Source organism: Dyella sp. ASV21 (assembly GCF_016428975.1).
GTDB lineage: Bacteria > Pseudomonadota > Gammaproteobacteria > Xanthomonadales > Rhodanobacteraceae > Dyella.
In genome coordinates this window covers 46,129-71,810 of sequence record NZ_JAELTT010000015.1, presented here as the reverse complement: position 1 = coordinate 71,810, position 25,682 = coordinate 46,129, and the positions used below count along the sequence as shown (strand labels likewise).

Annotated in this window: 15 protein-coding genes and 1 pseudogene; 13 read left to right on the top strand and 3 right to left on the bottom strand. The window is 65.5% G+C overall.

What is annotated here, in order from left to right:
* The first annotated feature begins 19 nt into the window (after nucleotides 1-19).
* The 6 genes from JHD67_RS07585 (at nucleotide 20) to JHD67_RS07560 (ending at nucleotide 13,484) form a co-directional block, all read left to right on the top strand.
* Nucleotides 20-3,256 (top strand): efflux RND transporter permease subunit, encoded by a 3,237-nt coding sequence (locus JHD67_RS07585; RefSeq protein WP_199098563.1) that lies wholly within the window; start codon nucleotides 20-22, stop codon nucleotides 3,254-3,256.
* A gap of 133 nt (nucleotides 3,257-3,389) precedes the next feature.
* Nucleotides 3,390-3,905, top strand: coding sequence for a Rossmann fold nucleotide-binding protein (locus JHD67_RS07580; protein ID WP_199098562.1), 516 nt, complete (start codon nucleotides 3,390-3,392; stop codon nucleotides 3,903-3,905).
* 315 nt (nucleotides 3,906-4,220) lie between these two features.
* A complete protein-coding gene (locus JHD67_RS07575; RefSeq protein ID WP_199098561.1) occupies nucleotides 4,221-7,346 on the top strand; it encodes an efflux RND transporter permease subunit in 3,126 nt (1,041 codons plus the stop codon).
* Nucleotides 7,347-8,588: 1,242 nt separating this feature from the next.
* The gene (locus tag JHD67_RS07570) at nucleotides 8,589-10,817 is read left to right on the top strand and encodes an NADP-dependent isocitrate dehydrogenase (RefSeq protein ID WP_199098560.1); all 2,229 of its coding nucleotides are present in this window, start codon (nucleotides 8,589-8,591) and stop codon (nucleotides 10,815-10,817) included.
* A 234-nt stretch (nucleotides 10,818-11,051) separates the two neighbouring features.
* Nucleotides 11,052-12,275, top strand: a complete 1,224-nt coding sequence (gene chrA, locus JHD67_RS07565) for a chromate efflux transporter (RefSeq protein ID WP_199098573.1) — start codon at nucleotides 11,052-11,054, stop codon at nucleotides 12,273-12,275.
* Between the two features lie 168 nt (nucleotides 12,276-12,443).
* Nucleotides 12,444-13,484: a TraB/GumN family protein gene (locus JHD67_RS07560; RefSeq protein ID WP_199098559.1), complete on the top strand. Its 1,041-nt coding sequence runs from the start codon at nucleotides 12,444-12,446 to the stop codon at nucleotides 13,482-13,484.
* A gap of 59 nt (nucleotides 13,485-13,543) precedes the next feature.
* On the opposite strand, the gene JHD67_RS07555 is transcribed toward JHD67_RS07560, so the two are convergent.
* Entirely contained in the window at nucleotides 13,544-14,488 is a 945-nt protein-coding gene (locus tag JHD67_RS07555; RefSeq protein ID WP_199098558.1) for an aldo/keto reductase, read from the bottom strand.
* A gap of 191 nt (nucleotides 14,489-14,679) precedes the next feature.
* Between JHD67_RS07555 and JHD67_RS07550 the strand changes: the two genes are divergently transcribed.
* The gene (locus JHD67_RS07550) at nucleotides 14,680-16,827 is read left to right on the top strand and encodes a glycoside hydrolase family 3 C-terminal domain-containing protein (RefSeq protein WP_233171719.1); all 2,148 of its coding nucleotides are present in this window, start codon (nucleotides 14,680-14,682) and stop codon (nucleotides 16,825-16,827) included.
* 39 nt (nucleotides 16,828-16,866) lie between these two features.
* Here the strand turns inward: JHD67_RS07550 and JHD67_RS07545 are convergent, their stop codons facing one another.
* Nucleotides 16,867-17,058: a hypothetical protein gene (locus JHD67_RS07545; protein WP_199098556.1), complete on the bottom strand. Its 192-nt coding sequence runs from the start codon at nucleotides 17,056-17,058 to the stop codon at nucleotides 16,867-16,869.
* 107 nt (nucleotides 17,059-17,165) lie between these two features.
* On the opposite strand from JHD67_RS07545, the pseudogene JHD67_RS07540 reads away from it, so the two are divergent.
* The 4 genes and pseudogenes from JHD67_RS07540 (at nucleotide 17,166) to JHD67_RS07525 (ending at nucleotide 21,676) form a co-directional block, all read left to right on the top strand.
* Nucleotides 17,166-17,998, top strand: a pseudogene (locus JHD67_RS07540) (LysR substrate-binding domain-containing protein).
* Nucleotides 17,999-18,917: 919 nt separating this feature from the next.
* Entirely contained in the window at nucleotides 18,918-20,030 is a 1,113-nt protein-coding gene (locus JHD67_RS07535) for an S-(hydroxymethyl)glutathione dehydrogenase/class III alcohol dehydrogenase (RefSeq protein WP_199098555.1), read from the top strand.
* A 173-nt stretch (nucleotides 20,031-20,203) separates the two neighbouring features.
* On the top strand, nucleotides 20,204-21,103 hold the full coding sequence (locus tag JHD67_RS07530) for a class I SAM-dependent methyltransferase (protein ID WP_199098554.1): 900 nt from the start codon (nucleotides 20,204-20,206) through the stop codon (nucleotides 21,101-21,103).
* 36 nt (nucleotides 21,104-21,139) lie between these two features.
* Nucleotides 21,140-21,676 (top strand): pseudouridine synthase, encoded by a 537-nt coding sequence (locus JHD67_RS07525; RefSeq protein ID WP_199098553.1) that lies wholly within the window; start codon nucleotides 21,140-21,142, stop codon nucleotides 21,674-21,676.
* A 6-nt stretch (nucleotides 21,677-21,682) separates the two neighbouring features.
* Here the strand turns inward: JHD67_RS07525 and JHD67_RS07520 are convergent, their stop codons facing one another.
* On the bottom strand, nucleotides 21,683-22,468 hold the full coding sequence (locus JHD67_RS07520) for a TatD family hydrolase (RefSeq protein ID WP_199098552.1): 786 nt from the start codon (nucleotides 22,466-22,468) through the stop codon (nucleotides 21,683-21,685).
* 678 nt (nucleotides 22,469-23,146) lie between these two features.
* Here JHD67_RS07520 and JHD67_RS07515 point away from each other — a divergent pair.
* Both JHD67_RS07515 and JHD67_RS07510 read left to right on the top strand, forming a co-directional pair.
* Nucleotides 23,147-23,620, top strand: a complete 474-nt coding sequence (locus JHD67_RS07515; RefSeq protein ID WP_199098551.1) for a hypothetical protein — start codon at nucleotides 23,147-23,149, stop codon at nucleotides 23,618-23,620.
* Nucleotides 23,617-25,599 carry a PA domain-containing protein gene (locus JHD67_RS07510; RefSeq protein WP_199098550.1) on the top strand — a complete coding sequence of 661 codons (1,983 nt, stop codon included), beginning with the start codon at nucleotides 23,617-23,619 and terminating at the stop codon, nucleotides 25,597-25,599. Before JHD67_RS07515 ends, JHD67_RS07510 begins: the two co-directional genes overlap by 4 nt.
* Nucleotides 25,600-25,682: the final 83 nt, after the last annotated feature.

Genomic DNA, 25,682 nt, shown 5'->3' with positions numbered 1-25,682 from the left:
ACTTATAGACGGCATACCTATGGGCTTCTCCACACTCTTTATTCGCCGACCGATCGCCACCTCGCTATTGATGGTGGCGGTGCTGTTGCTCGGCATCCTCGGTTACCGCGAGCTGCCGGTGTCGGCGCTGCCGGAAATCGACGCTCCCAGCCTGGTCGTGACGACGCAGTATCCGGGCGCCAGCGCATCCACCATGGCCTCGCTGGTGACCACGCCGCTGGAGCGCAACTTCGGCCAGATCTCCGGCCTGAGCATGATGACCTCCGACTCGTCGGCGGGTTTGTCCACCATCGTGCTGCAGTTCGCGATGGATCGTGACATCGACATCGCGGCGCAGGACGTGCAGGCCGCCATCAACCAGGCGCGCGGCACCTTGCCGAGCACACTGCCGTATCCGCCGGTATACAACCGTGTGAACCCGGCCGACGCGCCCATCATCACGCTCAAGCTCACCTCCGACAGCTTGCCGCTGCGTGATGTGAACAACTACGCCGACTCGATCCTCGCGCAGAAGCTCTCGCAGGTGCAGGGCGTGGGCCTGGTGTCGATTGCCGGCAACGTGCGCCCGGCCGTGCGCGTGCAGGTGAACCCCTCGCAGCTGGCCAACCTCGGCCTCACCATGGAGGACGTGCGCAGCGCGCTCACCGAGGCCAACGTGAACGCGCCCAAGGGCACGCTCAACGGCGCCACGCAGTCCTACAGCATCGGCACCAACGACCAGCTCTCCGACGCGGCCGAGTACAAGAGCACCATCATCGCGTACAAGAACAATGCGCCGGTGCGTCTGTCCGACGTCGCCAGCGTGGTCGACGGCGTAGAGAACGATCAGCTCGCCGCGTGGGCCAATGGCAAGCCGGCCGTGCTGCTCGACATCCGTCGCCAGCCGGGCGCCAACATCGTGCAGACGGTGGAGCAGATCCGCAACATCCTGCCGCAGCTGCGCGCGGTGCTGCCGGCCGACGTGCACCTCGATGTGTTCGCCGATCGCACCATCACCATCCGCGCCTCGGTGGAAGATGTGCAGTTCACCCTGATCCTCACCATCTTCCTGGTGGTGGCGGTGATCTTCGTGTTCCTGCGCCGCCTGTGGGCCACCATCATCCCGTCGGTGGCGGTGCCGCTGTCGTTGATGGGCACCTTCGGCGTCATGGCCTTCACCGGCATGTCGCTGGATAACCTCTCGCTGATGGCGCTGACCGTAGCCACCGGCTTCGTGGTGGACGATGCGATCGTGATGATCGAAAACATCGTGCGCTACATCGAACAAGGCAAGGACGGCAAGGAAGCGGCCGAGATCGGCGCCAAGGAAATCGGCTTTACGGTGCTGTCGCTGACCGTATCGCTGATCGCCGTGTTCCTGCCGCTGCTGCTGATGCCCGGCGTCACCGGTCGCCTGTTCCACGAATTCGCGTGGGTGCTCACCATCGCCGTGGCGATCTCCATGCTGGTGTCGCTGACGCTGACGCCGATGATGTGCGCCTACCTGCTCAAGCCCGACGCGCTGCCCGAAGGCGACGACGCGCACGAGCGCCACGCTGCCGCCGGCAAGCACACCTGGTGGTCGCGTCTGGTCAACGTGTACGAAAGTTCGCTGGACTGGGTGCTGGGCCATCAGCGGTTCACCATGCTGATCGCCGCCGCCACGGTGGTGCTCACGGTATTCCTCTACATCGCCATTCCCAAGGGCCTGCTGCCCGAGCAGGACACGGGCCTGGTCACCGGCGTGGTGCAAGCCGACCAGAACGTGGCGTTCCCGCAGATGGAGCAGCGCACCAAGGCCGTGGCCGATGCGTTGCGTCGCGACAAGGCCGTAACCGGCGTGGCGGCCTTCATTGGCGCCGGTTCGATCAACCCCACGCTCAACCAGGGTCAGCTCAGCATCGTGCTGAAGGATCGTGGCGATCGTGACGGACTGGACGACGTGCTCGCGCGCCTGCAGAAGGAAGCGGCAGGCATTCCAGGCGTGGCGTTGTACCTGAAGCCCGTGCAGGACGTGACGCTGGACAGCCGCGTGTCGGCCACCGAGTACCAGTACTCCATGTCGGACGTAAATGCGGCCGAGCTTTCCACCTACGCCACCCAGATGACCCAGGCGCTGCGCGAGCGGCCCGAGTTGGCCGACGTGGACAACAACCTCGCCGACCAGGGCACCTCGCTCAAGCTCACCATCGATCGCGAGAAGGCGAGCCGACTGGGCGTGCCGGTGCAGACCATCGACGACACGTTGTACGACTCGTTCGGCCAGCGCCAGATCTCCACCATCTTCACCCAGCTCAACCAGTACCGCGTGGTGCTGGAGGTGGCGCCGCAGTTCCGCACCAGCACGGCGCTGCTCAACCAGCTCACCGTTAAGAGCAATGGCAGTGGCGCGCTCACGGGCAGCAATGCCACCGCGTTCGGCCAGGTGGCATCGAGCAACTCCTCCACCAGCACGGGCCTGGGCGTGGCCAACACCGGCGTGGTCATCGGTGGCGGCGGCACCATTCCGCTCGCGTCGCTGGCCACCGCTGAAGTGACCAGTGCGCCGCTGGTGGTGAGCCACCAGCAGCAGCTGCCGGCGGTCACGGTGTCCTTCAACCTGGCGCAGGGCTATTCGCTGTCCGAAGCGGTAAAGGCGATCCACGAGGTCGAGCAGCAACTGAACTTCCCGCCGCAGGTGCGCGGCCAGTTCATCGGCAAGGCGGCGGAGTTCTCCACCTCGCTGACCAACGAAGTGCTGCTGCTGATCGCGTCCATCGTGGTGATCTACATCGTGCTGGGCGTGCTGTACGAGAGCTACATCCACCCGCTGACCATCATCTCGACGCTCCCGCCGGCCGGCGTGGGTGCGTTGCTCGCGCTCATCCTCTGCGGCATGAGCCTGTCGGTGGATGGCATCGTGGGTATCGTGCTGCTGATCGGTATCGTCAAGAAGAACGCGATCATGATGATCGACTTCGCGATCGAGGCGCAGCGCGAGGGCATGAAGCCGCGCGAGGCGATCCGCCGCGCGTGTCTGCTGCGCTTCCGCCCGATCATGATGACCACCGCCGCCGCCATGCTCGGTGCGCTGCCGCTGGCCCTGGGCAACGGCATCGGCGCGGAGCTGCGCCGACCGCTGGGCGTCTCCATCGTGGGCGGCTTGCTGCTCTCGCAGCTGGTGACGCTGTACACCACGCCGGTGATCTACCTGTACATGGAGCGCTTCTCCGATTGGCTGCGTGCCCGCCGCGAGCAACGCGAGCTGTCGCGGGCACAGACCCGAGGCGCCATGTGAAGGGACCACCCTGGCCCGGGATGACCCGGGCCAAGGGCAACACCATGAAGGGGCGCGGCCAACACGGCGCGCCCCTTTCGGCGTTATCGACGGCCACCGGCAAGCGGCGCCATCGACAGGACGAGGCAAGGACATGACTTCCCTACGAAAGCCCCAGATAAGCGTGCTTGGCAGCGCCGAGCCAGGCTCCAAGGCCTATGAGCTGGCCGGCCAGGCAGGCCAATGGCTGGCACAGGCGGGCATCACGGTGGTGAGCGGCTGCGGCAGCCCGGCCACGCGTCATGCGGCGCAGCGCGCCGTCGATGCCGGCGGTACCGTGGTGAGCATCCTCCCTGCCGACGTGATGCCGGCGCCGGATTGGCCGGCCACCGTGGTCATTCCCTGCGGCATGGGCGACGCGCGCAACCTGATCATGGCGCTGGCGGGCGATGCCTGCCTGGTGATCGGCGGCCGCGCGGGCACCATCTCCGAGGTGTGCCTGGCATGGCTCCACCATCGCCCCTTATTGCCGCTGACGGGTTGCGGCGGCTGGTCGGACGGCTTGTTGCAGAACCCACCGGACGAGCGCGACAACGCGCCCATCCTGCCGTGGGCGAGCCTCGCGGAACTCAAGGCCCAGGTGACCTCGCTTGGCCTGGTGAAGCCCTGAGCGCCCCATGCATCCCGGTGTGCCGTCGTTCGCGCGAAAGCGGGAAACCCGCATCTTTAAACCATTCGCGGCGAACACCAGGCCCACGGGGTACCGCCCCTTCGGCGGCGTCAAAGCGCTTCGCGCTTTCACGCGAGCCACGGTGGCGCATTCAGCGAGGCAGCGTGAGCCTCGCGGGCTTCAACCGATCCTACTGTCATGCGTTCACTGATCAATGTGCGGTATATACGTCTTTTCGTGCGTGTGCCATGACGTGGCGCCCGGCTTCTCCGAACACCCTCGCGCTCGTCGCGTCGTTTCTGGTTTCTTGACGGCATGAATATCTCCGGCCCCTTTATTCGTCGCCCCATTGGCACCTCCCTGTTGGCGATGGGCGTGTTCGCGGTTGGCCTGATCTGCTACATGCTGCTCGGCGTGGCGGCACTGCCCAACATGCAGTTCCCGGTGATCTTCGTGCAGGCGAGCCAGGCGGGCGCCAGCGCCGGCACCATGGCCTCCACCGTGGCCGCGCCGCTGGAACGGCATCTGGGTCAGGTGCCCGGCATCGACACGCTGCGTTCGTCCAGCTCCCTGGGCAGTACCCAGGTCTTCATGATGTTCGAGACCGGTCGCAATCTCGACTCCGCCGCGCGCGACGTGCAGGCAGCGATCAACGCTGCGCAGTCGGACTTGCCCAGCGGCCTCAATGCGCCGCCGAGCTATCAAAAAGCCAACCCCAACGATGACCCCATCATCGCGTTTGCGCTGACCTCCGACACGCAATCCGCGCGCGATCTCTACGACGTGGCCGACTCGCTGCTGGCACAGCGCCTGCGTCAGCTCGAAGGCGTGTCCGAGGTGGATATTCTCGGCGCCGCCACGCCGGCCATTCGCGTCGATGTGAACCTGCGTCAGCTCAATGCGCTGGGTCTATCGCCGGACCAATTGCGCAACGCGCTGACCGCGGCCAACGTGACCTCGCCGCAGGGCTTTCTCAGCGACGGCAAGACCACCATGGCGGTCACCGCCAACGATTCGCTGCACAACGCCCAGGATTTCGCCGATCTGGTCATCGCCTCCAATAAGGGCGTGCCGGTACGCCTCTCGGACGTGGCCAAGGTGTACGACGGCACGCAGGACGCGTATCAGGCCGCCTGGTTCCAGGGCAAGCCGGCCATCCTGATGTACGTATATCGGCAGTCCAATGCCAACATCATCGGCACGGTGGATCGCGTCAAGGCGGCGGTGCCGCTGCTGCGCAACTACCTGCAACCGGGTACCACGCTGACCCCGTACTTCGATGGCACGCCTACCATCCGCGCCTCGTTGCACGAGGTACAGGCCACGCTGCTTATCAGCCTGGCGATGGTCATGATGACCATGGCGATCTTCCTGCGTCGCCTCGCGCCCACGCTTATCGCCACCGCGGCCGTGCCGTTGTCCCTCGCTGGCGCGGCCATCGTGATGTACCTCCTCGGCTTCACCCTCAACAACCTCACCTTGCTGGCCCTGGTGATTGCCATCGGCTTCGTGGTGGATGACGCGATCGTGGTGATCGAGAACATCGTGCGCCATATCGACCAGGGCATGACCCGCATGGATGCGGCACTGGCAGGTGCGCGCGAGATCGGCTTCACCATCGTCTCGATCACCGCCTCGCTGGTGGCCGTGTTTATCCCGCTGCTGTTCATGGGCGGCATCACCGGCCTGTTCTTCAAGGAATTCACCATCACGCTGGTGGCGGCGATCATCGTCTCCGCGCTGGTGTCGCTCACGCTCACCACCTCGCTGTGCGGCCAGTTCCTGAGCAGTCACGACGAAGACAAGCCCACCACGCGCGTAGGCATTGCGCTGGAGAAGTTCCAGACGGGCATGCTGGCGATCTATTCGCGCGCGCTGAAATTCTCCATCAAGCACGCGCTGGCTTTTGCGCTGACGCCGTTGGCGCTGATCGTCATCACCATCGTGTTGTTCGGCCAGGTCAAGACCAGTTTGTTCCCGCAGCAGGACACCGGCCTGATTCGTGGTCGTGCCACGTCCGGCGCCACGGTGTCGTTTCAGGATGCGGTCGCCCGTCAGCAGCGCCTCATCGACATGCTGCTCAAGGATCACGATGTCGCCCGCGTGGGCGCGCGCCTGGGTAGCAGTCGCCAGGGCGCATCGGGCACCTTCGATATCGAGCTGAAGACCCACGCGGAAGGGCGCAAGGCCGACACTTTCACCGTGCTGGCGCGGCTCAGCGCCAAGGCCGCGCGCTATCCCGACCTCAACGTGCGCCTGCGTCCGATCCAGGATCTGCCCAGCTTCGGTGGCGGCGGCAGCAGCCAGGGCGCGCAATATCAGGTATCGCTGCAGGGCGACAATTCCGACGAGTTGCAGGAGTGGTTGCCCAAGCTGGTCGCCGAATTGAAGAAAAATCCCAAGCTCAAGGACGTCGGCAGCGACATCGACGACGCCGGCCTGCAGCAGAACATCGTGATCGACCGCGACAAGGCGGCGCGCCTGGGCGTGGGCATCGGCACCATCGATGGTGCGCTCTACAACGCCTTCGGCCAGCGCCAGATCAGCACCATTTACTCCGACCTCAACCAGTACAAAGTGGTGGTGAACGCGCTGCCCAACCAGACCGCGACGCCGGCAGCCATCAATGCGGTCTACGTGGCGAGCAACAGCGGCGCCATGGTGCCGCTCACCGCGTTCGCCCACCAGGAGCCGGGGTTGGCTCCCACGCAGATCACGCACGAAAACCAGTACGCCACGATGAGCATGAGCTTCAACCTCGCGCCCGGCGTGAGCATGGGCGAAGCCTTGCAGATCATCCAGCAGACGGGCGCGCAGATGCGCCTGCCGGGCAGCATCCGCATCAATATCGGAGGCGATTTCCGTCGCTTCCAGCAATCGCAGAGCGGCATGCTGTGGCTGCTGCTGGGCGCGGTTGTCACCGTCTACATCGTGCTGGGCATGCTGTACGAAAGCCTGATCCACCCGGTGACCATCCTATCCACCTTGCCGGCGGCGGGCGTGGGTGCCTTGATGGCGTTGTGGCTCACCGATACAGAGTTGTCGGTGATCGCGCAGATCGCGCTGGTGCTGTTGATCGGTATCGTCAAGAAGAACGCGATCATGATGATCGACTTTGCCCTGGTCTCACGCCGCGAGCGCGGGCTCACCGCGCAAGACGCCGCCTACGAGGCGAGCATGGTGCGCTTCCGCCCGATCATGATGACCACCATGGTGGCGATCCTTGCCGCCGTGCCCATCGCGGTAGGCCTCGGCGAAGGTTCGGACCTGCGTCGTCCGCTGGGTATCGCGTTGATCGGTGGCCTGCTGATCTCACAAAGCCTGACCCTGCTCAGCACGCCGGCGCTGTACGTCATCTTCTCCTGCCTGTCCGAGCGTTTTTCAGCGTGGCGGGCACGTCATCGCAAGGTACGCGTTGCATCGGCGGCAGAAAGCGCCTGAGCTGTCGCCGCCGCTCTCCCGCAGTAGCGACATCGGCGCGCCATCCTTGGCCTGACGCATCGTCGACCCAATCAGGGCATCTCCTGCCTGCGTGAAAAGGGCAGGGAAACGCGCGGCTCAGGCAGTGCCGCGCGGATTCTGCTTACGCCGTCATTGCCACGAAGGCGGAAATCCAGCGCCGCTGCTTGCAACCCGCACTCGTTCCTTTCCAGCGTCCGGCACTTGAACTTGCTCGCACGGATGCTGATGCAGCGTGCGTTGTCAGTGCGCTAAGGGACGCGCGCAAGCACATGCACTCGTCATGTGTATCGCGGGTTGCTGCCTGTGCGGCAGTGAAATGGGGCGATGAAGCAACCTTGAGCACAACTATTTCTGAGCTGCCTGCACGGCGGTTGAGCCTTGGACCATGCACGTCAGGTCGAGATGGTTGAAGGGGAAGAGCGACAGAATGTGAAAAAAAATATCCCACCCCCACAAGGCCTTCTGGAGATGCGCACGGTGCGGCGTAGCAGGCGATGCAGCGTATGCAGGCCAGTCGAAAGGCCTGTTCGTCGTGGCAATCCTCCAGGTAGTGCAGGTTGGCGCGCTTGGAATGAAGAATCGACTTAAGGTCGCCGGAGGCGATGTCCCGTGCCATGGCTGGCCTCATACGGGCGCCGCTCGGTAGCGGGGCGATGCGCCTGCGCGAGTCGTGTGCGAGGTGTCCCATCAGGCTACGAGCGCCCGCGCGGTGAGTTCTAGCGTCCTGCGTAACGCGCGGTTGTGGGCGGTCGCCGGTGCCGCACGCGCTGTTGGCGCGCGCGGCCTGGCAAAGCTGCCTACACGGCAGTGAACTAGAGCACCAAGGGCTCCACGCATAGTGCCATCCCCCCGTTGCCTGGACTTGCGGTGGCCGAACCCACACGTTGGCGGGCTTAGTAAGTCATTGATTTATGGCAGCGACGGTGGGCTGGCGACGATGTGGGTCTGGCGGCACGGGCGAAGATGCCGGGGCGCGGAAGGGGCGCGAGGTGCGTCGTCGCCGGGCCGGCAAGGGGCCGGTCGCGGGCTTTGCGCCCGTACCGTACCGGATGGTGGGGCGTCGTGCTTTCTCGCGTGGTCCGAAATCGGGACAATACGGGGGTTTTGGTTTGCGCCGTTCGGCCCCATGTGATTTCGCCTGGGCGCAACGGGCGCTCCGCGCGCGCTGCCCACCCTGGGCGCGCCGCCACTAACGGTCATGCCAGCGAGGTCATAAGAAACATGTCGAACACGCCCAAGATCATCTACACGCTCACGGACGAAGCGCCGTACCTCGCCACCCAGTCGCTGCTGCCGATCGTCAAGGCGTTTACCGCAACGGCGGGCATCGCGGTGGAAACCCGCGACATTTCGCTGGCCGGCCGCATCGTGGCGCAGTTCCCGGACGTGTTGCCGGAAAACCAGAAGATCGCCGATGACCTGACCGAGCTGGGCCAGCTGGCGACCACGCCGGAGGCCAACATCATCAAGCTGCCCAACATCAGCGCCTCGATGCCGCAGCTCAAGGCTGCCATCAAGGAGCTGCAGGGCCAGGGCTACGCGCTGCCCGACTATCCGGAAGAGCCCAAGGACGTGGCCGACTGGAACATCAAGGCGCGCTACGACAAGGTCAAGGGCAGCGCGGTGAACCCGGTGCTGCGCGAAGGCAATTCCGATCGCCGCGCACCGCTCTCGGTGAAGAACTACGCGCGCAAGCATCCGCACAAGATGGGCGCGTGGAGCAAGGATTCGAAGACGCACGTGTCCCACATGGAGGGCGGCGACTTCTACGGTAGCGAGAATTCCACCACCGTCGCCAAGGCCACCACCGTCAAGATCGAGTGGTTCGGCAAGGACGGCAGCCACAGCGTGCTCAAGGAAAAGACCGCGCTGAAGGACAACGAAGTCATCGATACCGCGGTGATGAGCAAGAAGGCGCTGGCCAGCTTCATCGACGCGCAGATCGAAGAAGCCAAGAGCCAGGGCGTGCTGTTCTCGGTGCACCTCAAGGCGACCATGATGAAGGTCTCCGACCCCATTATGTTCGGCGCCGTGGTGAACGAGTTCTACAAGGACGTGCTCGGCAAGCATGCCGATGCACTCAAGAGCATCGGTTTCAACGCGAACAACGGCATTGGCGACCTGTACGCGCGCATCGGTGCGCTGCCGCAGGCCACGCAGGACGAGATCCTGGCCGACATGGCCGCCGAGTACGCCAAGCGTCCGGCCGTGGCCATGGTCAACTCCGACAAGGGCATCACCAACCTGCACGTGCCCAGCGACGTCATCATCGACGCCTCCATGCCGGCGATGATCCGCGACTCCGGCAAGATGTGGAATGCCGAAGGCAAGCTGCAGGACACCAAGGCAGTGATCCCCGATCGCAGCTACGCCGGCGTGTACCAGGCGGTAATCGAAGACTGCAAGGCGAACGGTGCGTTCGATCCGGCCACCATGGGCAGCGTGCCCAACGTGGGCCTGATGGCGCAGGCCGCCGAGGAATACGGCTCGCACGACAAGACCTTCCAGATCGCCGGCGACGGCGTGGTCAAGGTCACCGATGACGCCGGCCACGTGCTGCTGGAGCAGGCGGTGGAAGCGGGCGACATCTGGCGCATGTGCCAGACCAAGGACGCGCCGATCCAGGATTGGGTGAAGCTCGCCGTGTCGCGTGCACGCTTGTCCAACACGCCTGCCGTGTTCTGGCTGGATAGCGCCCGTGCGCACGATCGCGAACTCATTGCCAAGGTCGAGCGTTACCTCAAGGACCACGATACCAACGGCCTGGACATCCGCATCCTGTCGCCGGTGGAGGCCACCAGGTTCTCGCTGGAGCGCATCCGCAAGGGCCAGGACACCATCTCGGTGACCGGCAATGTGCTGCGCGATTACCTCACCGACCTGTTCCCGATCATGGAGCTGGGCACCAGCGCCAAGATGCTGTCCGTCGTGCCGCTGATGGCTGGCGGTGGGTTGTTCGAAACCGGCGCGGGCGGCTCGGCGCCCAAGCATGTGCAGCAGTTCCTCGAAGAGGGTTACCTGCGTTGGGATTCGCTGGGCGAGTTCCTGGCGCTGGCCGCATCGCTGGAGCACCTGGCCAACCGCTACAACAGCAAGCACGCCGCTGTGCTGGCCAAGACGCTGGACGAGGCCAACGGCAAGATTCTGGACAACAACAAGTCGCCGGCCCGCAAGGTGGGTGAACTGGACAACCGCGGCAGCCACTTCTACCTCGCCATGTACTGGGCGCAGGCGCTGGCTGCGCAGAACGACGACGCCGCGCTCAAGGCCAAGTTCGAGCCGCTCGCCAAGGCGCTCACCGAGAACGAAGCCAAGATCATCGGCGAGTTGAACGGCGCGCAGGGCAAGCCGGTGGATATCCAGGGCTATTACCATCCGAACCTGGAGCTGGTGAGCCGTGCCATGCGTCCCAGCCAGACCTTCAACGACGTGCTCGCCACCTTGGGCTGATCGTCTCGTTGAGGTGACCCGGAAAAGGCCGCGCAAGCGGCCTTTTTCTTTGCCCGGCTGAACCCGCGATGCTCGCCCTTTTTGCGAAAGCGCGAAGCGCTTTTCCAGCGCCTTTGGTGTTTTGGCTTCATGGCAGACCCGTCGAGCGTTGGCTTTCGCGTCCGGCAACGCACCGCCAACCTCCGCCGCGCGCAAAGCATCGAGCTGCAAGATATCTGCGTTACCCTGCGTGCCATGTCCACGCCTTCTCCAGACGTTGTCGCGCCAGCGCATCCGGGCCGCGCCAGCGAGGTGTTGTTGGCCTTCCTGGGGTTGGGCCTGCGTTCCTTCGGTGGCCCCATTGCGCACCTGGGTTACTTTCGCCACGAGTTCGTGGAACGCCGTCGATGGCTGGACGACGCGCGCTTCTCTCAACTGTTGGCGCTGTGCCAATTCCTGCCGGGTCCCGCGAGCAGCCAGCTGGGTTTTGCCATTGGCCTGATGCGCGCGGGTTGGCAGGGCGCGTTCGCCGCGTTTATCGGCTTTACGTTGCCATCGGCGCTGTTGATGCTGGGCTTTGCCGCGTGGGCGCCGTATCTGCGCGGCGAGGCAGGGCAGGCGTTGCTGCATGGCCTGAAGCTGGTGGCGGTGGTGGTGATTGCGCAGGGCGTGTGGGGCATGTGGCGTTCGCTGGCGCCGGATGCGCCGCGACGTTTGCTGGCCTTGCTGGCGTGCGCCGTGCTGTTGTGGTGGCCGCTGGCGTGGATGCAGTTGCTGGTGATCGCGGCAGCCGCAGCGTTGGGGCCGGGGTGGTGTCGACGCGTGACGGTGCATGCCGATGCGGTGCCCGCCGTGAGCTATGGCCGGCGTACGGCGGCCCTGTGGTTGGTGCTTTATGCGGTGCTGTTGGGTATCGCGCTTGGCATCGGCACGCATGGTGCCTGGTTCGTGCAGGTGGGGGCTGCGTTCTATCGCGCGGGCGCATTGGTGTTCGGCGGCGGTCACGTGGTGTTGCCGTGGTTGCGCCAGGCATTGGTGGAACCCGGTTGGGTCGATGAAGGGAGCTTTCTCGCTGGCTACGGCGCGGCGCAGGCCATGCCCGGCCCGATGTTTTCGCTGGCCGCGTACCTGGGCAGCCAGGTCATGGGTGGGCAGGGCGGCGTGGCCGGAGCCTTGCTGGCGCTGCTGATGATCTTCCTGCCCGGCTTTCTGTTGCTCGCGGGCGTGCTGCCGTTCTGGCAGCGCCTTTCCGCGCGCGCCGGCGCGGTACGCGCGGTAGCGGCGATCAATGCGGCGGTAGTGGGTTTGCTGGCGGCGGCGCTGTACCGTCCGGTGTGGACCGGTACGGTGGAAAGCATGACGGATGTGGCGATTGCCGCAGGCGGCTTCCTGATGCTGACCGTTGCCCGTCGGCCGGCCTGGGTGGCGGTGTTGTGGTGCGTGCTGGCGACGATTGCGCAGCGCCTTTGGTGGCATTGAGCGCGTGCGTGCTGCTGGATCGGTGCAGCGGCGAGCGCTGCACCGCGGTCATGCACGGGCGGGCGGAGATTAAGGCCCGCATGAATGGCCGCCAGTGCGGGCCGGGTGCAGGCTTGGGTGCTGGCGGATAATCGGGTGCCGATGGCCCTCTATGACATGGAGTTTTGCATGCGTCCCACGCTGTTTGCCGTGCTGTTCGCCCTCGCTTTCGGTGCCCCTGCGTTTGCGCAGACCACGGCGCCTGCCGCGCCGTCCACCGCTGCCGTGACCAACCTGGAGGCCGTTACCGTCAGCGGCGTGCAGCCGGGCCCGGGCCTGTGGAAGGTGAGCAAGGGCGATCACGTGATGTGGGTGCTGGGTACGCTGTCGCCGTTGCCCGATCACATCGAGTGGAAAACCGACGAGGTGGACCAGGCCATTGCCGGCTCGCAGGAGGTGCTCGGCCCGCCCTCCATCGCGCTCAAGCCCAAGACCAACTTCTTCGGCAAGATGTTCCTGCTGCCGTCGCTGATCGGTGCACGCAAGAATCCCGATGGCCAGACCTTGCAGCAGATGGTGCCCGCACCCGACTACGCACGCTGGTTGGTGCTGAAGAAGCAATACCTGGGCAACGACGGCAGCGTGGAGAACTGGCGCCCGATCTTCGCGGCGGTGGAGCTGTACGACAAGGCCATCAAGCGCTACGGCCTCACCGCCTCCGGGGGCGTGAAGGACACCGTGCGCGACCTCGCCAAGAAGCACAACGTGAAGTTCACCACCGCGCGCTACACCATGATGGTGGAGGAGCCGCGCACGGCGGTGAAGACCTTCAAGTCCTCGCCCATGGATGATCGCGAATGCTTCGGCCGCACGCTGGATACGGTGGAACGCGGCCTGGGCCGCATTACCGAGCGCGCCAACGCGTGGGCCACCGGCGATCTGGAAACGCTGCGCGGCCTGCCCATGAGCGACCAGCGCGAAGCCTGTATTTCCGCCGTCACCGAGGCGGGCTTCGCCAAGCAGCTGGGTTTCAATGACGTGCAGCAGAAGGCCCAGGCGCTGTGGATGGATGCCGCGGAGCAGGCGCTCAACAGCAACACGCAAACCTTCGCCATGCTGCCGATGGAGGAGGTGTTGTCACCGCATGGCCTGATCGCTCGCCTCAAGGCCAAGGGCTACCAGGTGGAAGCGCCCGATGGCAGCGATGCGGAAGGCGTGGCCTCGCCCTGACGCATGCGTGGCGCGGCGTTCCGTGAGCCGGAACGCCGCGCGCGAAACACCTCGCGCGTTCAGGCGCTGGCTTTATCCAGCAGCGCCACGTCCTCGCTGCTCAGCTTCAGGCTCACACCGCCCAGCAACTCCTGCAGCTGCGGCACGCTGGTGGCGCTGGCGATCGGCGCGGTGATGCTGGGGCGCGCGATCAGCCAGGCGAGCGCCACTTGCGCGGGCGTGGCGCCATGCGCGCCGGCAATCTGATCGAGCGCGGCCAGCACGCCGAGGTCGTGCGGGTTGAGGTACTTCTTTACGGCGTTGCTGCGCGCCGCACTCTTGGCCAGGTCGGCCTCGTTGCGGTATTTGCCACTGAGAAAGCCGCTGGCGAGCGCGTAGTAGTTGATGACGCCGATGTTCTCCGACACCACCAGCGGTTCCAGCGCCTGCTCGTAGCCCTTGCGGTTCACCAGGTTGTATTCCGGTTGCAGGGTTTCGTAGCGCGGCAGGCCCAGCTCGGCGGACATGGCGAGCGCTTCGGCGAAACGGTCCGCGCCGTAGTTGGAGGCGCCAATCACGCGCACCTTGCCCTGTTCGATCAGCGTGCCGAAGGCTTGCAGTGTTTCGTGCAGCGGCACCGAGGCATCGTCCTCGTGCGCCTGATACAGGTCGATATGGTCGGTCTGCAGGCGCTTGAGCGAGCCTTCCACCGCCTGGTTGATGTTGAAGGGCGACAGGCCCGGGTGTTCGGCCCATTTGGCGACCTTGGTGGCGATTACCACTTTGTCGCGCTTGCCGCTGCGCTTGAGCCACTTGCCGATGATGGTTTCCGATTCGCCACCGCGATTGCCAGGCACCCAGGCGGAATAGACATCCGCGGTGTCGATCAGATTGAAGCCGGCATCGACGAACGCATCGAGCAAGTCGAACGAGCGTTGCTCATCGGCACTCCAGCCAAACACATTGCCGCCAAAGGCGAGCGGCGCGACGTTGAGCGAGGAACGGCCAAGGGGGCGCAGATTCATGGATGGGCTCCGTGTATGACAGTGAGGCCGGGGTTTCATGCATACTCGAAACTCCGAGGCCCGCGAGTATACGCGCGCGTCATGTGATGCCGAGGCGAGCGCATCGGCACGCCCACATCCCTGGAGGTCGAATGAAGCGCAAGGCAGGAGCCGCACTGCGGTACGCCGTCATGTTGGGTCTGTGCAGCTGGATGGCGACGGCCACGGCGGAAACGCCGGCTGCGCGGCCGTGGAGCGATGCGGCGATGTCACCCGATGCACGCGCGGCGTTGTTGCTGGCGCAGATGACGCAGGACGAAAAGTTTCAGCTGATCCGCAGTTACTACGCCGGCCCGGATCGCCCCGCCGACAAGCCGATGCCCACGGGCGCCATTGCCTCCGCCGGTTACGTGCCGCCGATCGAGCGCCTGGGCATTCCCGCGCTGAAAGAGAGCGATGCGGGCCTGGGCGTGGCCAGTTCCACGCGCATGCGTCCGGGTGATTACGCCACGCCGCTGCCGGCCGGTCCGGTTACCGCCGCCAGTTGGGACCCGCAGGTGGCTTATCGTGGCGGCGCCATGATCGGCGGCGAGGCGCATCGCAAAGGCTTCAATGTGTTGCTGGCGGGCGGCGTCAATCTGATGCGCGAGCCGCGCAACGGCCGCAACTTCGAATACGCCGGCGAAGACCCGCTGTTGTCGGGCACCATCGTGGGCGAGGCGATTCGCGGCGTGGAAAGCGCGCACGTGATCTCCACCATCAAGCACTTCGCCTTGAACGACCAGGAAACCGGCCGCGACACCATCAGCGCGCAGATCGGCGAGCAAGCCATGCGCGAGTCGGATCTGCTGGCCTTTGAGCTTGCCATCGAGCGCGGCAAGCCCGGGTCGGTGATGTGTGCCTATAACAAGGTCAACGGCGACTGGGCCTGCGAGAACGACTACCTGATGAACCAGTTGCTCAAGGGCGATTGGAAGTATCCGGGCTTTGTGATGTCCGACTGGGGCGGCGTGCACAGCGCGGCCAAGGCGGTGAACGCGGGCCTGGATCAGGAATCGGCCGGCGAAATCTTCGACAAGCAGTTGTACTTCGACGCCCCGCTGCGCGACGCGCTCGCCAAGGGCGAGGTCAAGCAGGCGCGCCTGGACAACATGGTGCAGCGCATTCTGCGCAGCATGTTCGCCGCTGGCTTGTTCGAGCATCCCGCCACCAAGGCGCCGATCGACGAGGCCGCCAACCTGGCGGTGGCGCGCGAAACGCTGGAGGCGGGCGCGGTGTTGCTGCGTAACGAGCACGACGTGCTGCCGCTCGATGCCGCCAAGCTGGGCTCGCTCGCGGTGATTGGCGCGCACGCCGATAAGGGCGTGATCGCCGGCGGCGGCTCCTCGCTGGTGTCGGCCAAGGGCGGCAACGCGGTGCCGGGCATCGCGCCCACCGCGTGGCCGGGCCCGGTGATGTATCACCCCTACGCACCGCTCACCGCGCTGCGCGCGATGGCGCCCAAGGCCAGCGTGCAGTTCGCCGAAGGCGATGACCTTGCCGCGGCGGCGGCGCTGGCGGCCAAGTCCGACGTGGCCGTGGTGTTTGTGCAGAAGTGGCAGGCGGAATCGATCGATGCCAAGGATCTCTCCCTGCCCGACAACCAGGACGCGCTGGTGGCGGCGGTCGCCAAGGCCAACCCGCGCACCATCGTGGTACTGGAGAACGGCGGCCCCGTCGCCATGCCGTGGCTGGATCAGGTCGGCGCCGTGCTGGAGGTGTGGTATCCGGGCGGCGACGCCGGCACCGGTATCGCGAACCTGCTTTCCGGCAAGGTGAATCCGTCCGGGCGCCTGCCGCTGAGCTGGCCGCGCGATGTCTCGCAGTTGCCGCGCCCCGCGCTGCCCGGCGCAGGTGGCGGCACCCCGCCGGCATCGGTGGATTACGCCATCGAAGGCGCCGATGTGGGCTATCGCTGGTTCCAGTCGCGCGGCATCAAGCCCCTGTTCCCGTTTGGCTATGGCCTTTCCTACACGCGCTTCGCGCACGGCCCGCTCAAGCTCGCCACGCACGACAACCAGGTGCATGCGGTGGTCGAGGTGAGCAATACCGGCCACCGCGCGGGTGCCGAGGTGGCGCAGGTGTATGTGCAGGTGCCCGGCGCCAAGGCGCATCGCCTCGCCGGCTACGCCAAGGTCTTCCTGCGCCCGGGCGAGCACCGCACGCTGAGCATTCCGCTCGAACGCCGCTTGCTCGCCGACTTCGACACCGCCAAGCACGCCTGGGTGCTGCGTGGCGGTGACTATCAAGTCGTGGAAGGTCGTTCCTCGGACGACCTGGGCCAGCCGGTCACACTGAAGCTCGCGCCCGCGCAGCTCTGAAACCACCGGGCGCCGCCGAGATGGCGGCGCCCGGTGCTATCAAACGCAACCGCCCTGGGGCAGGGCGGTCGCCGGGGGCAGCTTGCTGCTTGCCGCCGCCGGCTTCGTCGTGCGCAGGCGCTTGCCGCTGGGGCGTGGCTTGGGTTCGGCAACGTCGGCCAGGCGACGCGCCAGCGCGGGGTCGGCGATATGGCCGTGCATGAACAACAGGTTGGTCCAGAGCGAACTCATGACATCCTCCCGTCGTGCGGTCATGGGTGGTGGAGCGCTCAAGATAGGCGCCTCGCATGCCGCCAAAAAGCGATATATTCGCAAGCCAGACTTGAGGCATTTTCAATATGGCGCGCATCTCGCTGGATCTCCTCCAACAGTTTGTGCAGGTCGGCCGGCTGGGTAACGTTTCCCGCGCCGCCGAGCAGGCCAACCTCACCGTCAGCGCCTTGAGCCACCAGATTCGCCAGCTGGAGCAGCGGCTGGAACGCAAGCTGTTCGATCGCGGCCCGCGCGGTGTGCAACTCACCGGCGAAGGGCGGCGGCTGATGGAAGCGGTGGGCCATCACTTCGAAGGCATCGACCGCGCCATGGCCGGCTACCGCTGCCGTCGCGAGGACGCGCTCACCTTGAGCGCCATCCCCGGCGTGATGTCGAGCTGGCTGGTGCCACGCCTGGCTCGCCTGGTGGCGGCGCACCCGGAGCTGGAACTCAATCTCCAGTCCAGCGTGGAGCTGGTGAACTTCGAACGCGATCCGGTGGATGCCGCCGTGCGCTATGGCCGCGGCCCGTGGCCGGGCCTGGTCACCGAACGCCTGTTCGGCGAATGGATTGCTCCGGCGACCGCTGGCGCGACTGGTTCGCCGCTACCGGCGGTGAGCCGCCCCGTCGTTATGTGGCCCAGTTCGACAACACCGATGCGTTGCAGCGCGGCGCCATGGAGGGGATGGGCGTGGCGCTGGGGCGCATGGTGATGGCGCGTCCGTTGATCGAGGCGGGGCTGCTGAAGGTGTTGGGTCAGCGCTATCAGCAGATTCCGGAGGCGTATTTTCTCGTTTACCCGGAGCGCGCGCGCGATCACGCGGGGCTGAGGACGTTTCGCGAGTGGTTGTTGTGCGAGGCGGGGAAGTACGCGGAGGCAATGTCGTATGCGACGGGGGCGGGGGGTGATGGGGTGTGACGGTGCTGGGGTGTGCGGGGGCGTTGGTGGGCGGCGCTGGATGGTCTACAACGTCATCGCCGAGGGCGGGGCTTGCGCGCCGTGCCTCGTCCTCTGCTACAACGTCATCCCCGCGAAAGCGTAAGGCGCTTTTCAACCGCCGAAGGGTTGGTCAGCTGGTGTCTTTCTCTCTTGTGATGCCTTGCGGTCATGGGGCTCGCCTGCGGCGGGCTTCCGCTGTCCTGCCGGCCAGCGGGTGACTTTTCTCCGAGTGGCCAGAGAAAAGTCACCCAAAGAGAGGCCACCCCCGATGTCGCGCCCAAGGGGAGGGGAGATCAAGAGCTACGGCGGCGCGTTGCGCGCCCGAAGCGGAGCCAAGGCCAGAGCCAAAGCAAACCCAAGCCAAACTTGCACAAGCCAAACGTGGCATTCATCGCGCGACGCAACGCCACGAACGCCCACCGCTCTGCTTGCACGCTCCGCCAAGGGCGATGTGCCGCTTCGCGGCACGAGCCCCGCTTTGGACTTTGGGCCCCCTGTGTGGCGGTGAGGGGTGCCCTTCTCTTTGGTTACTTTCTCTTGGGCACGCAAGAGAACGTGACCCGGCCTCCGGCAGGAGGACGGAAGCCCGCCGCAGGCGAGCACGCTGGCCATAGCGCCAGATCAAAAGCGAAAGACACCAGCTGACCAACCCTTCGGCGGCTGAAAAGCCCCTCCCGCTTTCGCAGCGACGACACTGTAGGTAAGGCCGGTTTCTGCGCGCCTCGCACGTGTGCTGCCACCGCAGGCACCGCCACACAGGCACGACAACGCACGCAACGGCGACACCGCGAAAACCGCGCCCACCTAAGACCAACGTCAAACCCCTCCCAGGTTCCACATCGCGCCCCAACCCGTCATCATTCCCCTTTTGCACCGCCGCCGTCCTGAGGAGAACACCATGAAGTCACGCGCCGCCGTTGCCTGGGAAGCAGGCAAGCCACTGTCCATCGAAGAAATCGATGTGGCGGGACCCAAAGCCGGTGAAGTGCTCGTGCGCATCGTGTCTACCGGCGTGTGCCACACCGATGCGTTCACGCTGTCGGGTGCCGATCCGGAAGGCCAGTTCCCAGTGATCCTGGGTCATGAAGGTGGCGGCATCGTCGAGGAAGTGGGTGAGGGCGTGACCTCGCTGAAAGTCGGCGATCACGTGATTCCGCTGTACACGCCCGAATGCGGCGAGTGCAAGTTCTGCCTCTCCGGCAAGACCAACCTGTGCCAGAAGATTCGCATCACCCAGGGTCGCGGTGTGATGCCCGATGGCACCTCGCGCTTTTCGCTCAACGGCAAGCCGCTGCTGCACTACATGGGCACCAGCACCTTCAGCGAATACACCGTGCTGCCGGAAATCTCGCTGGCCAAGATCAACAAGGCCGCGCCGCTGGAGAAAGTGTGCCTGCTCGGTTGCGGCATCACCACGGGCATCGGTGCCGTGCTCAACACCGCCAAGGTGGAGCCGGGCGCGAGCGTGGCGGTGTTTGGCCTGGGTGGCATTGGCCTCTCGGTGGTGCAGGGCGCGGTGATGGCGCAGGCCGGGCGCATCGTGGTGGTGGATACCAACCCGGACAAGTTCGAGATGGCGCGCGCGCTGGGCGCGACGGATTTCGTCAATCCGAAGGATTACCCGGATACGCCGGTGCAGCAGGTCATCGTGGACCTCACCGATGGCGGCGTGGACTACTCGTTCGAGTGCATCGGCAACGTGCATGTGATGCGCTCGGCGCTGGAGTGCTGCCACAAGGGCTGGGGCGAGTCGATCATCATCGGCGTGGCCGGTGCCGGCCAGGAGATCAGCACGCGTCCGTTCCAGCTGGTGACCGGTCGCGTGTGGCGCGGTTCGGCGTTCGGTGGCGTCAAGGGCCGTTCGCAGTTGCCGGGTTATGTGGATCGCTATATGGCCGGCGAGATCAAGATCGACGAGATGATTACCAAGGTCTTGCCGCTGGAGCGCATCAATGAGGCGTTCGACCTGATGCACGAAGGCAAGGTGATCCGCTCGGTGATCCACTACTGAGCAGGCCCAGGGCCGCCCTTCCCGTGAAAGGCGGCCTTTAGGCGGCCGTGCTCAGCTAGCGCTAATGGGCAGGGTGCGGCCTTGTCCATCCACCATTTGTATACGTAGTGGCCGCCAAGCTGGCGCGGCTATGCTGCGTCGGTCGTGCCGACGTTTTCCATAAGGGGTAGTCGATGAAAAGCCGTGTGTTCCTGGGTGTGGCGACGCTGCTGCTGGCATCGTGCGGTGGTACCTCCGCGCCGGCCAATGCGCAGCCGCAGGATCAGCCTGCCGGTGCGCTGGTGCCGCCGATCTCGGCCAACGACTACACCGCCAACCAGCTCGATCAGGTGCTGGCAGGCAGCTGGCGTTCGCCGGAGAACAAGGCGCGCGACGTCTATCGCCATCCCAAGGCCACTTTGCAGTTCTTCGGCATTCGCCCGGACCTCACGGTGATCGAGATCACCCCTGGCGGTGGTTGGTACAGCGAAATCCTGGCGCCGCTGCTGCGCGATAACGGTCACTACATCGCGGCGCTGATCAAGCCGACGGGCGAGGGCGAGGCCAACCGCGATCGTTCTGGCCTGCGTGCCAAGTTCGCCGCCGATGCCGAGCATTACGGCAAGGCGCAGATCGTGGAGTTCGATCCCAAGGCGCCGTCTTTCGGCGCGCCGGGTTCGGCCGATCTGGTGCTCACCTTCCGCAACGTGCACAACTGGGTGATGGCCGATAACGCGCCGGCCATGTTCAAGGCGTTCTACGCCGCGCTGCGTCCGGGCGGTGTGCTGGGCGTGGTGGATCACCGCGCGGCCGATACGGCAAGCCTGGAGTCGGTGAAGCAGAGTGGCTATCTGCCCACGCATTACGTGGTGAAGCTGGCCACGGATGCCGGCTTCAAGCTGGAGGAGTCCAGCGAGATCAACGCCAACCCCAAGGACACCAAGGACTACGCCAAGGGCGTATGGACCTTGCCGCCGACGCTGCAGCTGGGCGATCAGGACCGCGCCAAGTACCAGGCCATCGGCGAATCGGATCGCATGACCCTGCGCTTCGTGAAGCCCGAGGCGCCCGCCGCGGCGTCGTCCGCGCACTGACCTTGTACGCCCGCGCGCAAGCGCGGGCCCTGTTGCATGCTGCTTGCACTCAACAAACCCTATGGCGTGCTCTGCCAGTTCCGCGACGATCAGGGTCGTCGCACGCTGGCGGAATACGTTCGCCAAAAAGACGTCTATCCGGCCGGCCGCCTCGATCACGACAGCGAAGGGTTGCTGCTGCTGACCGATGATGGCGCGCTGGCCCACAAGCTCACCGACCCGCGCCACAAAGAGCCCAAGACCTATCTGGTGCAAGTGGATGGGCAGATCACCGACGAGGCCATCGCCGCGTTGCGTCGCGGCGTGTCGCTTAACGATGGCCCCACCTTGCCGGCGGGCGCCGAGCACGCGGTTGAGCCGGATGGGTTGTGGCCGCGCGATCCGCCCGTGCGTTTTCGCAAGCTCATTCCCACCAGCTGGCTGCGCATCACCTTGCGCGAAGGGCGTAACCGTCAGGTGCGCCGCATGACGGCGGCGGTGGGCTTTCCCACCTTGCGGCTGATTCGCGAGCGCGTTGGCCCGTATGCACTGGATGGGCTGGCACCGGGTGAAACGCGCGTACTCACGCGCTGAGCGGGCTTACAAGCGGAAGAAAGCCGCCGCCGTCGCCGTGGTGTGCGCCGCCGTTACCTCGGCCGTCTCGCCGCGATCGCGTGCGATTTCCTCGCAGATGTGACGCAGATACATCGGCTCGTTGCGACGATGCGCGGGTTGTGGACGCACGGTGCGCGGCAGCAGGTACGGTGCATCGGTTTCGATCATCAGGCGGTTGGCCGGAATCTCTTTCACCAGTTCGCGCAGATGCGTGCCGCGTCGCTCGTCGCAGATCCAGCCCGTGATGCCGATGTGGCAATCCAGCGCCAGGTAGTCGCGCAGCGCTTCGCCGGTGTCGGTAAAGCAATGCACCACCACGCCCGGCAGCTTGTCGCGGTAGCGGCGCAGCAGGGCGATAAAGTCGTGGTGAGCATCGCGCTGATGCAGGAACAGCGGCTTGCGCACATCCACCGCGATCTGCAACTGGCGTTCGAACACGGCGAGCTGCACATCGCGCGGCGAATAGTTGCGGTGATAGTCCAGGCCGGTTTCGCCGACTGCTTTCACTTCTTCATGCGTGGCCAGTTCGCGCAGCAGCGCATCGGTGGCGTCGTCGTAGTCGATCGCGTGATGCGGATGCACGCCCGCCGTCGCGTAGAGCACGCCAGGGTGCTTCTGCGCCAGCGCCAGCGCATGCGTGCTGCCGTCGCGGGAGGCGCCGGTAACGATGAGGCGGGACACGCCGTGATCGTGCGCGCGTTGCAGTACATCGGCGAAATCGTGATGGAACGATTCGTGGGTGAGGTTGGCACCAATATCGATCAGCGGCATGGGCGTTGTGCGTCGCTCAAAACGCCTATTGTCCCAAAACCTCGTGCGATGGGCGAAAACCGCTCGGATGGCGATGGCGCCTTAGCGGGGACCATGCGCGGAAGAATGTGCTCTATATCGCATTTTCTTATTGACGTTCGTAAGAAATCGCTGATACGGTCGTGGTTCGGTGACGACTTTTTGACACCGAGACTTGATTGTTGGATCGGCGCTGTTTCGCTGCGGGGAGTGCGCGGACGCGTTTAGGCACCACAGGTAAGTCAGACGAGGAAAGGGGAGTTCCATGCGTCGCATCATCCACACGCCCCATCGGGCTTCACGTGTCTTTGCTTCCGGCTGGCAGCGCTGTCGTTGCGTCAATTATTTGACGCCATCGACGCCGACTGGCTGAGCCGTCGGTTGGGCGGCGTTTTCCAAGCCGCCGATCGCACACCCGCATTCGTTGATGGTTGACGTCTCCTGAGGATGGAGCGGGGCGTTCGCGCGCCCGTTCCAAGGGGCTGGGCACCGCCTTCGCGTGCGACATCCCATCGATTGACCAAACCGCCACACGGGCAGCTCGCACGGGCCGTCCGCGCGGGCGGCTGTTTCTAAGAAACGTCGGGACGACGGGGGTAGAGCCGTCTCGAACACGGGCGACGTCCAATCCGGCGTCGCGTTTTCAAGGGAGGAGGTTTCATGCGTAAAACACTAAAGATCCAGACGGCGGGCTTGAGTCTGGCGGCCGTCTTGCTCGCCGGCGTGCTGCCGGCGTACGCGGCCGGACAGGACAGCGCCGCGGCGCAAACCACGGTGTCGGTGCAGGGCGTGCAGGTAGCCATCGATGCGGCCACGGGCCGTTTGCGCGAGCCCACCGCCGCCGAGCGCGCTGCACTGTCCAAGGCGTTGGTGCAGCAGGCCGCGCTGAATCGCAGCGCGCAGCAGAGCGTCAACAGCACGGATTTCGTGCGTCCGCTGACCGAGCAGGACGCCAAGGCCACGCTGCGTACGCTGCGTTTGAAGAGCGGCGTGGAAGTAACCGCGGTGGATGTGCCGGAAAGCCTGGTGAGCAGCCTGGTGGCCGAGAAGCAGGCCGATGGCAGCGTGGTGATTCATCACCAGGGTGATGAGGCCGCGCACGGCAAGGCGAAGGCGCAGGAGGTGACCGAATGAACCGTCGCAAGCTGATGTGCCTGAGCATTGCCATGTCGCTGGGGCTGGCGGTGGGCGCTGCGAGCGCCGCCGAGATCCGCATCGTGAACCAGGACGTGGGCACCCAGAAGGGCCTGGACGATCCCACGCCGGCCGCGCCGGTGGGCGGTAACCCCGGCACCACGCGTGGTCAGCAGGCGCTGGTGGTGTTCCAGTTCGCGGCGGACCTGTGGGGCGCGGTGCTCAAGAGCAACGTGCCGATCATCAACAACGCCACCTTCAAGGATCTGCAGTGCGATGCCAATTCGGGCGTGCTGGGTTCGTCCGGCACCACCAGCATCTACGCGTTCAACAGCCCGGCGCCGGCTGGCGCGGTGGCAGGCGTGTGGTACCACTCGGCGTTGACCGACGCGTTGGCGGGTGAGGATGCCGGCGGCGGCAAGGCCGACATCCAGAGTCAGTTCAACGGCAAGATGGGCAGCCCCGGCTGTCTGGAAGGTTCGTCCTGGTATTTCGGCCTGGATGGCAAGACGCCGTCGGGGCAGATGAACTTCCTCAACGTGGTGATGCACGAGATGGCGCATGGCCTGGGCTTCGCCGGGTTCAACACGCTCAGTACCGGCGCGCAGTATCAGGGGCGCCCGGATATTTTCTCGACCTTCGTCAAGGACAACACCAACGGCAAGGCGTGGACGGCGATGACCGACGCCGAGCGCAAGGCTTCCGCGCTCAACGATGGCAACCTGGTATTCACCGGCCCGCAGGTGAAGGCGCAGGCGCAGATGGTGTTGAAGCCGCTGATTACCTTCAACGTGACCGCGCCGGCGGCGCTGGTGGGCAGCTACGACTACAACGCAGCAGAATTTGGCAGCGCACCGTCGCCGGCCAACTTTGCCGGCAGCGTGGTGCGCCCGGCCGATCCCACGGCGTGTAATGCGGTGGATGCCAGCGTGAGCGGCAAGGTGGCGCTGATCGATCGCGGCTCGTGCAACTTCACCGTCAAGGTAAAGAACGCGCAGAACGCGGGCGCGACCGCGGTGATCCTGGCCAATAACCAGGCGAGCGCATTTGTGCCGGCCGGCGACGATGCCAGCATCACCATTCCCACCGTGGGTGTGACCCAGGCGCTGGGTGACAGCTTCAAGGCCAACCTGGCGGGCCTCGCCGTGGCATTCCAGGCCGATCCGCAGCACCGCCTGGCCGGCGGCGATGCCGATGGCAACGTGCTGCTGTACGCGCCCACCGTACTGGCGACGGGTTCGTCGTTCTCGCATTACGACACGCGCCTTACGCCGAACGCGCTGATGGAATACGCCATCACCAGCACGCTGATGGGCCAGCTCGATGTGGATATCACCCCGGCCCTGTTCCAGGACCTCGGCTGGAAGCTCAACGACGGCGCACAGAGCCTGCTGACCTGCAGCACGGGCATTCCGTCCTGGGTGCAGGGCGGTGCGATCGTGGGTGCCAATGTGCTGGGCACCGCCAAGCTCGCCGCCAGTTCGCTCGCCACCTTCGCCGATTACCGCAGCGCCATGTTGGCATACGCCAGCGACCTGGCCAGCCACGGCCTGATCACCGGCAGCCAGGCCACCAGCCTTAACGCGTGCTTGTCCGACGCGGAACTGCAGAAGCAGTACACCGCCTGGGGCAAGGGCGGCACCGATCCGGGTACGCCTACCGTCATCACGCTGCAGAACGGCGTGGCGTTGGGCGGCCAGTCCGGCACGGCCGGCGCGGAGGTGGTCTACAAGCTGGACGTACCGGCCGGCGCTCGCAGTCTGGTGCTGCGCAGCTTCGGCGGTACCGGTGACGTGTCGCTGTACATGAAGGCCGGCGCCGCGCCGACCGCGACCGACAACGATGCGTCGTCGGTGCACACCGGCAACGCCGAGTCGGTGACGGTGGCACGCCCGGTGGCAGGCACGTACTACGTGAAGCTGGTGGGCGTGAAGGCCTATGCGGGCGTGAGCGTGCAGGGCAGCTACACGGTGCCCTGATCGAGTCGGCCGGAGCCTCGCGCTCCGGCCGTTAGGCGTGGCGGGTCGTCGTGCGTGACGACCCGCCATGCATCGGCAGCGAC